We start from the raw sequence: 11,896 nt of genomic DNA, 5'->3' as shown, positions 1-11,896 counted from the left end.
CCACCTCTGTAACGATCAAAGATTTGCGGAGTACGTCATGGCCATCGCCGTTCCCCTGAACGAGGGCAACAGCCCCACCTTGAAGCAGAAGCTCAAGCGCGCCGAGCGGGTCAACCGCTGGAAGGCTCAAGCGCTGATTGCGCCGCTGGTGCTGTTTCTGTTGCTGGTGTTTCTGGTGCCGATCGTGGCGCTGCTCTACAAAAGCGTCGGTAACCCCGAAGTGGTCGGCGGCATGCCGCGCACCGTGGCGGCCATCGCCAGTTGGGACGGCCGTGGCCTGCCCGCTGAACCGGTCTACAAAGCGGCCGGCGAAGACCTCGCCGAAGCACGCAAAAACCAGACGCTGGGCGATCTGTCCAAGCGCTTGAACATGGAGTTGGCCGGCTATCGCAGCCTGCTGACCAAAACCGCCCGGGCGCTGCCCTTCGCCAGCGAACCGGCCTCTTATAAAGAAGCGCTGGAAGGTCTCGATGAGCGTTGGGGCGATCCGGCTTACTGGCAAGCGGTCAAACGCAACACCAGCAGCATCACCCCGTATTACCTGCTGGCGGCGGTCGATCACCGCATCGACGACCTCGGCGAAATCGCCCCGGCCACCCCGGATCAAGCGATCTACCTCGACATCTTCGCCCGCACCTTCTGGATGGGCCTGGTCATCACCGTGATCTGTCTGCTGCTGGCTTATCCACTGGCTTATCTGCTGGCGAACCTGCCCTCGCGGCAAAGCAACCTGCTGATGATTCTGGTGCTGTTGCCGTTCTGGACCTCGATTCTGGTTCGAGTGGCGGCGTGGATCGTACTCCTGCAATCGGGCGGACTGATCAACAGTGGTCTGATGGCGATGGGCATTATCGATAAACCGCTGGAACTGGTGTTCAACCGCACCGGCGTGTACATCTCGATGGTGCACATCCTGCTGCCGTTCATGATTCTGCCGATCTACAGCGTGATGAAAGGCATCTCGCCGACCTACATGCGCGCCGCCATTTCCCTCGGCTGCCACCCGTTCGCCAGTTTCTGGCGGGTGTACTTCCCGCAGACCTATGCCGGTGTCGGCGCCGGTTGCCTGTTGGTGTTCATCCTCGCTATCGGCTACTACATCACCCCGGCGCTGCTTGGCAGCCCGAATGATCAAATGGTCAGCTACTTCGTCGCCTTCTACACCAACACCAGCATCAACTGGGGCATGGCCACCGCACTCGGCGGGTTGTTGCTGCTGGCGACCGTGATACTTTATCTGATTTACAGCTGGCTGGTCGGCGCCAGTCGCCTGCGCCTGAGCTAAGGGGAATTCGAGATGCTGAGTCCTTACATGTCGCCCATCGAACGGGCGTGGTTCTACAGCCTGCGGATTCTCTGCGGCCTGATTCTGTTGTTCCTGATTCTGCCGGTGCTGGTGATTATTCCGCTGTCGTTCAACTCGGGTAGTTTTCTGGTGTATCCGCTGCAGGGTTTCTCGCTGCACTGGTATCAGGATTTCTTCGCCTCGGCAGAATGGATGCGCGCACTGAAGAACAGCATCATCGTTGCCCCGGCCGCGACAGTTCTGGCGATGGTCTTCGGCACGCTGGCGGCGATTGGCCTGACTCGCGGTGACTTCCCCGGCAAGTCCCTGGTGATGGCGCTGGTGATTTCGCCGATGGTGGTGCCGGTGGTGATCATTGGTGTGGCGAGTTATCTGTTTTTTGCGCCGCTGGGGTTGGGCAACAGCTTCTTCTCGCTGATCGTTGTGCACGCGGTGCTGGGTGTGCCGTTTGTGATCATCACAGTGTCGGCGACATTGCAGGGCTTTAACCACAATCTGGTGCGAGCTGCTGCCAGTTTGGGGGCCTCGCCGTTGACTGCGTTTCGGCGGGTGACGTTGCCGCTGATTGCGCCGGGAGTGATTTCGGGTGCGCTGTTTGCGTTTGCGACTTCGTTTGATGAGGTGGTGGTGACGTTGTTTCTGGCCGGGCCTGAGCAGGCGACGTTGCCTCGGCAGATGTTCAGCGGGATTCGCGAGAACCTCAGTCCGACGATTGCCGCGGCTGCGACGTTGCTGATCGCTTTCTCCGTGATCCTGCTGCTGACCCTGGAATGGCTACGTGGCCGCAGCGAAAAACTGCGGACTGCTCAGGTTTAAGGGCCAGATCAAAAGCTTGCCCCCTCACCCCAGCCCTCTCCCCCAAGGGGGCGAGGGGGAAGGGAGCAGATATTCGTGCTGTTCAGAATCTGAGTTCGACTCGGCATCGCACGTCGGTGTGTCTCCTCCATCCACCTCGGTCAGTCTTTTTACCTTCGGTGGGGAAGGGAGCAGATCGTTGCGCTGTTCAAAACCCGAGTTCGACTCGGTATCTCAAGTCGGTGTACCTCTCACATTCACCTCGATCAGTCCCCTCTCCCTCTGGGAGAGGGCTAGGGTGAGGGGCTCTTGACCTTCTAACCGATCAACCATTCACCACCTGAATAGCAGACAACCCCAAAACCCCAGCTAATCTTGTGCCCAGCTCCCACATCTATAAGAGGCTGCGCACGATGAGTCTGTCCCAGTTCAAAATCGCTCACAAACTGATCACCGGCGCCGGAGCCATCGAGCAACTGGCCGCTGAACTCACGCGCCTGGACATCGACAACCCACTTATCGTCACCGACGCCGCGCTGGTCAAATCCGGCACCGTTGAGCTGGCGCTGTGCCAATTGGGCGGGCGCGACTACGAGATTTTCGATCGCGTACTGCCCGACCCGGAAATCGCAATCGTCGAAGATTGCATGCGCGTCTACCGCGAGGGCGGGCATGACGGCTTGATCGGCCTCGGTGGCGGCAGTGCCATCGACATCGCCAAAAGTGTCGCGGCCTATGCCGGTTACCACGGCGCACTGGAAGATCTGTTCGGTGTCGACCAGGTACCACGCAAAGGCCCGCCGCTGATCGCCATCCCGACCACCGCCGGCACCGGTTCCGAAGTCACTAACGTCGCAATCCTTTCGGACAAAGTCGCGCAACTGAAGAAAGGCATCGTCAGCGACTATCTATTGCCGGACGTCGCGCTGGTCAGCCCGCAGATGACCCTGACCTGCCCACGCAGCGTCACCGCCGCCAGTGGTGTCGACGCGCTGGTGCACGCTATCGAATCCTACCTGTCGGTCAACGCCTCGCCGATCACCGACTCCCTGGCCATCGGCGCCATCAAGTTGATCGCCAATGCGTTGCCCAAGGCCTACGCCAACGGCGCCAACCTGCAAGCGCGCGAAGACATGGCCACCGCCAGCCTGATGGCCGGTATGGCGTTCGGTAATGCCGGGGTCGGCGCGGTGCATGCGCTGGCGTATCCGCTGGGCGGGCGCTTCAACATCGCTCATGGCGTGAGCAATGCGTTGCTGCTGCCGTATGTCATGACCTGGAACAAGATGGCTTGCGTTGAACGCATGCAGGATATTGCCGAAGCCATGGGGGTGAAGACCGCTCATCTGAGTGCCGCCGAGGCCGCAGACAAAGCCGTGCAGGCCATGACCGACTTGTGCGCGGCCGTGGAAATCCCGGCCGGGCTGCGCAGTTTTGGTGTGCCGGAAGAGGCGATCCCGGCGATGGCCGTGGAAGCGGCGGGCATTGAGCGGCTGATGCGCAACAACCCGCGCAAACTCAGCGCTGTCGACATCGAGAAGATCTACCGCGCGGCGTATTGAGTCAGCGCCGGTCATCCGCCATGGCACAACCCAATCATCGCGGTCACGGTGCGCGCTTGGAAACTTGAGGTATACAATGCGCGCCATCGTGATTTAGCTCAGAAAAGGTGCGTCATGCAGCCCTTCGTAATTGCTCCGTCGATTCTCTCCGCCGACTTCGCCCGCCTCGGCGAAGAAGTCGACAACGTTCTGGCCGCTGGCGCCGACTTTGTCCACTTCGACGTCATGGACAACCACTATGTGCCGAACCTGACCATCGGTCCGATGGTCTGCGCGGCATTGCGCAAATACGGCGTCACCGCGCCAATCGACGCACACTTGATGGTCAGCCCGGTGGATCGTATCGTTGGCGACTTCATCGAAGCCGGCGCGACTTACATCACCTTCCACCCGGAAGCCACGCTGCACGTTGATCGCTCGCTGCAGCTGATCCGTGAAGGCGGCTGCAAATCCGGTCTGGTGTTCAACCCGGCGACTCCGCTGGACGTACTCAAGTATGTGATCGACAAGGTCGACATGGTCTTGCTGATGAGCGTCAACCCGGGCTTCGGCGGGCAGAAGTTCATCCCCGGCACCCTCGACAAACTGCGCGAAGCGCGGGCGATCATCGATGCCTCGGGCCGTGACATCCGTCTGGAAATCGACGGCGGCGTCAACGTCAACAACATCCGCGAAATCGCCGCGGCTGGCGCTGACACCTTTGTTGCCGGCTCGGCGATCTTCAATGCGCCGAACTACCAGGAAGTCATCGATAAGATGCGTTCCGAACTGGCGCTGGCTCGTCCATGAGCGGATTTGAGCAGCTGTTCCCGGGAAAACTGCCACGGCTGGTGATGTTCGATCTGGATGGCACGCTGATCGACTCGGTTCCAGACCTGGCAGCGGCGGTGGACACCATGCTGCTCTCCCTCGGCCGCCAGCCTGCGGGCATCGAAGCGGTGCGCGAGTGGGTCGGCAACGGCGCGCCAGTGCTGGTACGCCGCGCTTTGGCCGCTGGCATCGATCATTCGGCGGTGGATGACGTCGAGGCCGAGCATGCGCTGGAAGTGTTCATGGAGGCTTACGGCGCCAGCCATGAGCTGACCGTGGTCTACCCTGGCGTGCGCGACACCCTCAAGTGGCTGCACAAGCAAGGCGTGGCCATGGCGCTGATCACCAACAAGCCGGAGCGTTTCGTTGCGCCGTTGCTGGATCAGATGAAGATCGGCCGCTACTTCAAGTGGATCATCGGCGGCGATACCTTGCCGCAGAAGAAGCCCGATCCTGCAGCGTTGTTCTTCGTGATGAAAATGGCCAACATTCCGGCCTCGCAATCGTTGTTCGTCGGCGACTCGCGCAGCGACGTGCTTGCGGCGAAAGCGGCGGGGGTCAAGTGCGTGGCCCTGAGTTACGGCTACAACCACGGCCGTCCAATTGCCGAAGAGTCGCCGGCGCTGGTCATCGACGATCTGCGCAAGCTAATTCCCGGTTGCCTCGGTACGGCCGCTGGGATAACGTTGCCCGACGCCTCTCAATCCCATTCTGGAAACGCCATCGTGGTGGTCACTCGCAAACTCTGGATGAAAGTCATCAAGGCTCTGGCCCGCTGGCGTTGGCGCGCCTGACTTGTTCCTGGCCGGCCTGCCGGCGCGTTTGCATACCTGACTGATTTGCCCCTCACACCACGAGGCACCTTATGATCCGCGAAGAATTCCTGCGCTTGGCCGCTGACGGCTACAACCGCATTCCGTTGGCCTGCGAAACCCTGGCCGACTTCGACACACCGCTGTCGATCTACCTGAAACTGGCCGACCAGCCCAACTCTTACCTGCTCGAATCGGTGCAGGGCGGCGAAAAATGGGGCCGTTACTCGATCATCGGCCTGCCGTGCCGCACGGTCATGCGCGTTCACGACCATCACGTCAGCATCACCGTTGATGGCGTCGAAACCGAAAGCCACGACGTTGAAGATCCGTTGGCCTTCGTCGAAACCTTCAAGGCGCGCTACAACGTGCCAACCATCGCGGGTCTGCCGCGTTTCAACGGTGGTCTGGTCGGTTATTTTGGTTACGACTGCGTGCGCTATGTCGAGAAGCGTTTGGGCAAATGCCCGAACCCGGATCCGCTGGGCGTGCCGGATATTCTGCTGATGGTCTCCGACGCTGTTGTAGTGTTCGACAACCTCGCAGGCAAGATGCACGCGATCGTGCTCGCCGATCCTTCCGAGGCCGATGCCTTCGAACAAGGTCAGGCACGTTTGCAGGAACTGCTGGAGCAACTGCGTCAGCCGATCACCCCGCGTCGTGGCCTGGATTTCAGCAAGCAGCAATCGGCTGATCCGGTGTTTCGTTCGAGTTTCACCCAGGACGATTACGAAAAAGCCGTCGACACCATCAAGGAATACATCCTGGCCGGTGACTGCATGCAGGTTGTGCCGTCGCAGCGCATGTCGATTGACTTCAAGGCTGCACCGATCGATCTGTATCGGGCGCTGCGTTGCTTCAACCCGACGCCGTACATGTATTTCTTCAACTTCGGCGACTTCCACGTCGTCGGCAGTTCGCCGGAAGTGCTGGTGCGTGTTGAAGACAATTTGATCACCGTGCGCCCGATTGCCGGCACTCGCCCACGTGGCGCGACCGAAGAAGCGGACGTGGCGCTGGAAGAAGACCTGCTGTCGGACGACAAGGAGATCGCCGAGCACTTGATGCTGATCGACCTCGGTCGAAACGATACGGGGCGCGTTTCGGAAATCGGCTCGGTGAAGCTCACCGAGAAAATGGTCATCGAGCGTTATTCCAACGTGATGCACATCGTCTCCAACGTCACCGGCCAGTTGAAACAAGGACTGACGGCGATGGACGCACTGCGGGCGATTCTGCCGGCTGGTACCTTGTCGGGCGCGCCGAAGATTCGTGCGATGGAAATCATCGACGAGCTGGAGCCGGTCAAGCGTGGCGTGTATGGCGGGGCGGTCGGTTACTTCGCCTGGAACGGCAACATGGACACCGCGATTGCCATTCGCACGGCGGTGATCAAGAACGGCGAACTGCACGTGCAGGCCGGTGGTGGCATCGTTGCCGACTCGGTGCCGGCGCTGGAATGGGAAGAAACCCTGAACAAGCGCCGCGCGATGTTCCGCGCCGTGGCCTTGGCCGAACAAACCCCGGACTGATCACTGATCCCCTGTGGGAGCGAGCCTGCTCGCGAAAGCGCTGGGTCAGCCAACATCAATGGTGGCTGACACACCCTCTTCGCGAGCAGGCTCGCTCCCACATTTGATTTGTGTGTAGCCATAAAAAAGCGGCGCCTGTAAGGGCGCCGCTTTTCTTGTGCTGGTGTTTTAGAAGTCGAGCACAACGCCGACGTTAACGCCCTGCTGGGTAAAATCATCATCCTTGCGCAACGAGTAACCGCCGCGCAGCGCCAGATCAGCCGTGAGCTTGTGACTCACGCCCAGACTCAAGCGGTTCAAATGACTCTGCGGCGTATAGCCCTCAAGCTTGAAGTCATTCGCCGGCAAGGTGTTGAGCGCGATGCGGACCTTCTGCACGTCATCTTCGTACTCACGCTCGTGAGCGTACTCGCCGAACACCTGCGTTTGCGGGGTGAAGTTGTACTTGCCCTGCAAACCCAGACCCAGGCGTTTCGAATCGCGAGTCTGATCATCGAAGGTCAACGCTGTGGCGCGGTTGCTCTTCTCCGAATAACCATCGACATCAACGCTGGCGTAGTCGGCACTGACGAACGGCGACAGGTGCCACTCGCTGCCCGGCTGGGCAATGTCGTAACCGACACGGGCGCTGAAAGCCCACAGGCTGCCGTCGGTATCGCCTTTTTCCGCACCTTCGCTGACGCCCAGATCAAACTTGCGCTTGAGGTTGTCGTAGTCGAGTTTGCCGCCGGTCAACGCCGCGTCAGCCCACCAGCGGTTCTGCTGGAACTGGGCAAATGCCGTGGCCATGTAACTGTTGAGTTTGTAGTCCGAGTCGTTGTGCCCGGCTTCCAGGTTCTGCCGGTAGAAACCGCCAGCGACACCGACGCGCCAGGCCTCATTCAAGCGATAGCTGCCACCGACGTTGAGGTTGTAACCACTGCCGTCGGCGCTGACGCCGCTGCTTTGGCTGTCGACATCCAGATGCTGGCCGCCCGCCGAAACAATAGCGCGCCATTGGCCGACCGCTTGCCAGTTCTCCCAGTCTGCCTGCCATTGGTTGCGCAGTTCATCCTGATGCGCGCGCAGGGTGGCGTGGGCCATCTCTGGTAGCAGCGTCAGTTCCCACGGCGCGGCGAGGAGGGAATAGGCGTAGTCGGAGATCAGTTTCTGTCCGGCTTCGGTCGGGTGCACGCCGTCGTTGTAAATCAGCTTGGTCGGATCCGGCGTGGCACTGTTGATTCCGTAACGGGCGTTTGCGGTGCAGCCGCTGCCACTGAAGCAGGTCGCGGTCAGGTTCTGATCGGTCGCGAGGCCAAAGCGTCCCGGGTCGGCAAACACTTCCGACAGCAGCACCGGAATGTTCAGCGGAATAATCTCGGCGTTGATGCCTTGCAGGCGTGTGACCAACTGATTGTTGAACTGGCCCGCGAGCTGACTGCTGAACGCTTGCAGCGGAGTGCCGTTGATGGCCGGCGTGAGACCGACGTCGGGTAACAGCCAGACCATCACATATTTGGCGCCGGCAGTTTGCAGAGTCTGCACACTGTCAGCGAGGCGGTCCGCTGCTGCGTTGGCTTGCGGCAGGCTGAGAATGCGGCCTTGCAGGAAGTCGTTACCGCCGCCGGAAATGTAATACAGCGCATTTGGATCGGCGCGGAAACCGTTCGATGGCAGATAACCGGCGCGAGTGCGTTCACCGGTGGCGGATTGCGTCGTGATCGAGTCGAGGATCTGGTCGGTGCGATAGCCGCCCACTGCCCAGTTGTTGCCATCGGGCTGGCCATTCCCGGCGCGCACCGCCGAGCTTGAAGAGGCGGTCTGATCGGGTGTGAACCCCAGGCGTCCACCCAGCAATTGTGTGGAGTTCAGCGAGCGCTGCTCACCGCTGCCATCCAGATACACGGGACCTGTGCGGTTGGTGTAGCGCTGAGTCGAACCGGCCGGGCCGCCAGTGTCGGCGAAGGTCCCGGCGTCATTCAGACTGTCGCCAAAAACAATGAAATTCGAATAGGGATTGGGCGCAGCATTGGCTTGGGCACAGGCCAGTGCGAGCAAGCAGCCAGCCAGCGGTACAAACAACGTCTGTTTGATCATGAGCAAGTCCGTTTATTTATTGTTGTAGGTGAACGAAACGACAGTACCAAAAACTCCCGGCGTTTTGCCATCGGTCGCGAACCCTCCCCTGGATTTATCCCCCAAAGGCCCGGCCATATTGCACGCTCCGCCCAGCTAAGTTACTGTGCCGGAACGTATGAACGAGACCTCCCCCGTGTTGATCACCAGCAAACTTCTGGATCAAGTCATCAAGGCACACGCCCGCTGGCGTTGGCGCGCCTGAATCTTTTCTGCCGGCCCCGCCGGATCTGTATCGCTTTGCCTTCCTTGCCTGTTTGAAATGCCGCTGTGCCGACGCATCTATCTGCGTCCGACATCGTGCAGCGCCCTGCGGGCAAGTCATCTGAAGGCTGTTTCCAAATCAGAATTCAAGAGGTTCGACACGCCATGTTGCTGATGATCGACAACTACGACTCCTTTACTTACAACGTTGTGCAATACCTTGGTGAACTGGGTGCCGAGGTCAAGGTTGTGCGCAACGACGAACTGACCATCGCTGAAATCGAAGCGCTCAAGCCTGAGCGCATCGTGGTTTCCCCCGGTCCTTGCACGCCGACCGAAGCCGGCATCTCCATCGAAGCCATCAAGTACTTTGCCGGCAAACTGCCGATCCTCGGCGTCTGCCTGGGTCACCAGTCCATCGGCCAGGCTTTTGGCGGCGATGTAGTCCGCGCCCGTCAAGTGATGCACGGTAAGACTAGTCCGGTATTCCACGAGGACAAGGGCGTTTTCGCCGGCCTCAATCATCCGTTGACCGTCACCCGTTACCACTCGCTGATCGTCAAACACGATACTTTGCCCGATTGCCTGGAACTGACTGCGTGGACCCAACACGATGACGGTTCGGTCGACGAAATCATGGGCCTGCGTCATAAGACCCTGAACATTGAGGGCGTACAGTTTCACCCTGAGTCGATCCTGACCGAACAGGGTCATGAGCTGTTTGCCAACTTCCTCAAACAAACCGGCGGCACGCGCTAAGGACTTCCCATGAATATCAAGACAGCCCTGAGCCGTATCGTCGATCACCTCGACCTCAGCACCGATGAAATGCGCGATGTGATGCGCGAAATCATGACCGGCCAATGCAGCGACGCGCAGATCGGCGCGTTCATGATGGCCATGCGCATGAAGAGCGAGAGCATCGACGAAATCGTCGGCGCCGTGTCGGTGATGCGTGAGCTGGCCGATCAGGTCGAACTGAAAACCCTCGACGGCGTGGTCGATGTGGTCGGCACCGGCGGTGACGGCGCGAATATCTTCAACGTATCGACTGCCTCATCGTTTGTTGTCGCGGCTGCTGGTTGCACCGTCGCCAAGCACGGCAACCGTGCGGTCTCGGGTAAAAGCGGTAGCGCCGACTTGCTGGAAGCTGCCGGCATTTATCTGAACCTGACGCCGGTTCAGGTTGCGCGTTGCATCGACAACGTCGGCATCGGTTTCATGTTTGCCCAGACTCACCACAAAGCCATGAAGTACGCCGCCGGCCCGCGCCGCGATCTCGGCCTGCGTACGCTGTTCAACATGCTCGGCCCGCTTACGAATCCGGCCGGTGTGAAACATCAAGTGGTGGGCGTGTTCACCCAGGCACTGTGCCGGCCATTGGCTGAAGTGTTGCAGCGCCTGGGCAGCAAGCATGTGCTGGTGGTGCACTCGAAGGACGGCCTGGACGAGTTCAGTCTCGCCGCACCGACCTTTGTCGCCGAGCTGAAAAACAACGAAATCATTGAATATTGGGTCGAGCCCGAAGATCTGGGCATGAAGAGCCAGAGCTTGCACGGTCTGTCGGTCGAAGGCCCCGAGGCGTCGCTGGCGCTGATCCGCGATGCACTGGGCAAGCGCAAAACCGAAAACGGCCAGAAAGCCGCCGAAATGATTGTCCTCAATGCCGGCGCGGCGCTGTATGCCGCCGACCTGGCCAGCAGTTTGAAACAGGGCGTGGAGCTAGCGCACGACGCCCTGCACACCGGCCTCGCTCGGGAGAAACTCGAGGAGCTGGGTGCCTTTACCGCGGTATTCAGAGTGGAGAATGAGGGATGAGTGTACCGACGGTTCTGGAAAACATTCTGGCCCGCAAAGTTCAGGAAGTCGCCGAGCGTAGTGCCCGGGTCAGCCTGAGCGAGCTCGAAAGTCTGGCCAAGGCGGCCGATGCACCCCGTGGTTTTGCCCAGGCATTGCTGGCTCAAGCCAAGAAAAAGCAGCCTGCAGTGATTGCCGAGATCAAAAAGGCTTCGCCGAGCAAAGGCGTGATCCGCGAGAACTTCATTCCCGCCGACATCGCCAAGAGCTACGAGAAGGGCGGGGCGACCTGTCTGTCCGTGCTGACCGATATCGATTACTTCCAGGGCGCCGACGCCTACCTGCAACAGGCGCGCGCCGCGTGCAAGCTGCCGGTGATCCGCAAGGACTTCATGATCGATCCGTACCAGATCGTCGAGGCCCGTGCGTTGGGCGCCGACTGTGTGCTGTTGATCGTTTCCGCACTGGATGACGTGAAAATGGCCGAACTGGCCTCGGTCGCCAAAGGCGTCGGTCTCGATGTGTTGGTCGAAGTGCACGACGGCGATGAGCTGGAACGTGCGTTGAAAACCCTCGACACACCGCTGGTCGGGGTCAACAACCGTAATCTGCACACGTTCGATGTCAGTCTGGAAACCACCCTCGACCTGCTGCCGCGCATTCCGCGTGATCGTCTGGTGATTACCGAGAGCGGTATCCTCAACCGTGCCGATGTCGAACTGATGGAAATCAGCGACGTGTATTCGTTCCTCGTCGGTGAAGCGTTCATGCGTGCGGAAAATCCGGGCACTGAACTGCAGCGCCTGTTCTTCCCGGAGCGTGGCGTGTCGATCAGCGGTTCGACCCTCGACTGACTGCCGTTAGACCGAGTCGACTGCTTCGCGAGCGAGCTCGCTCCCACAGGGGAAATGCATTCCAAATGTGGGAGCGAGCTTGCTCGCGAAGGGGCCATCGAAACCTCTG

Annotated in this window: 10 protein-coding genes; 9 read left to right on the top strand and 1 reads right to left on the bottom strand. The window is 60.1% G+C overall.

From position 1 onward, the window contains the following. Positions 1-37: 37 nt before the first annotated feature. The 6 genes from L8H52_RS23530 to trpE all read left to right on the top strand — a co-directional run bounded on the left by L8H52_RS23530 (position 38) and on the right by trpE (position 6,817). Positions 38-1,285 (top strand): ABC transporter permease, encoded by a 1,248-nt coding sequence (locus L8H52_RS23530; protein ID WP_242208938.1) that lies wholly within the window; start codon positions 38-40, stop codon positions 1,283-1,285. Positions 1,286-1,297: 12 nt separating this feature from the next. After that, a complete protein-coding gene (locus L8H52_RS23525; protein WP_242208937.1) occupies positions 1,298-2,122 on the top strand; it encodes an ABC transporter permease in 825 nt (274 codons plus the stop codon). Positions 2,123-2,514: 392 nt separating this feature from the next. Continuing rightward, a complete protein-coding gene (locus L8H52_RS23520; RefSeq protein ID WP_242208936.1) occupies positions 2,515-3,663 on the top strand; it encodes an iron-containing alcohol dehydrogenase in 1,149 nt (382 codons plus the stop codon). A 114-nt stretch (positions 3,664-3,777) separates the two neighbouring features. Further along, complete coding sequence (rpe, locus tag L8H52_RS23515; protein ID WP_007918813.1) at positions 3,778-4,452, top strand: ribulose-phosphate 3-epimerase; 675 nt, start codon at positions 3,778-3,780, stop codon at positions 4,450-4,452. Beyond that, the gene (locus L8H52_RS23510; RefSeq protein ID WP_242208935.1) at positions 4,449-5,267 is read left to right on the top strand and encodes a phosphoglycolate phosphatase; all 819 of its coding nucleotides are present in this window, start codon (positions 4,449-4,451) and stop codon (positions 5,265-5,267) included. Before rpe ends, L8H52_RS23510 begins: the two co-directional genes overlap by 4 nt. Positions 5,268-5,338: 71 nt before the next feature. Beyond that, positions 5,339-6,817: an anthranilate synthase component I gene (trpE, locus tag L8H52_RS23505; RefSeq protein ID WP_242208934.1), complete on the top strand. Its 1,479-nt coding sequence runs from the start codon at positions 5,339-5,341 to the stop codon at positions 6,815-6,817. Between the two features lie 168 nt (positions 6,818-6,985). Here trpE and estP read toward each other — a convergent pair whose 3' ends face one another. Then, entirely contained in the window at positions 6,986-8,893 is a 1,908-nt protein-coding gene (estP, locus tag L8H52_RS23500; protein ID WP_242208933.1) for an esterase EstP, read from the bottom strand. A gap of 408 nt (positions 8,894-9,301) precedes the next feature. Between estP and L8H52_RS23495 the strand changes: the two genes are divergently transcribed. From L8H52_RS23495 to trpC, 3 genes are read left to right on the top strand one after another with little or no spacing between them, the layout of a single operon-like run. Further along, on the top strand, positions 9,302-9,895 hold the full coding sequence (locus tag L8H52_RS23495; protein WP_077574753.1) for an aminodeoxychorismate/anthranilate synthase component II: 594 nt from the start codon (positions 9,302-9,304) through the stop codon (positions 9,893-9,895). 9 nt (positions 9,896-9,904) lie between these two features. Continuing rightward, positions 9,905-10,954 carry an anthranilate phosphoribosyltransferase gene (gene trpD, locus L8H52_RS23490; protein WP_242208932.1) on the top strand — a complete coding sequence of 350 codons (1,050 nt, stop codon included), beginning with the start codon at positions 9,905-9,907 and terminating at the stop codon, positions 10,952-10,954. Continuing rightward, the gene (gene trpC, locus L8H52_RS23485; protein WP_242208931.1) at positions 10,951-11,787 is read left to right on the top strand and encodes an indole-3-glycerol phosphate synthase TrpC; all 837 of its coding nucleotides are present in this window, start codon (positions 10,951-10,953) and stop codon (positions 11,785-11,787) included. Before trpD ends, trpC begins: the two co-directional genes overlap by 4 nt. The last annotated feature ends 109 nt before the right edge of the window (positions 11,788-11,896 follow it).

The organism is Pseudomonas sp. CROZ-RG-20F-R04-15, assembly GCF_022662375.1.
GTDB lineage: Bacteria > Pseudomonadota > Gammaproteobacteria > Pseudomonadales > Pseudomonadaceae > Aquipseudomonas.
The sequence above is the reverse complement of the archived record's forward strand: the minus strand, read 5'-3'. Positions and strand labels throughout refer to the sequence as shown.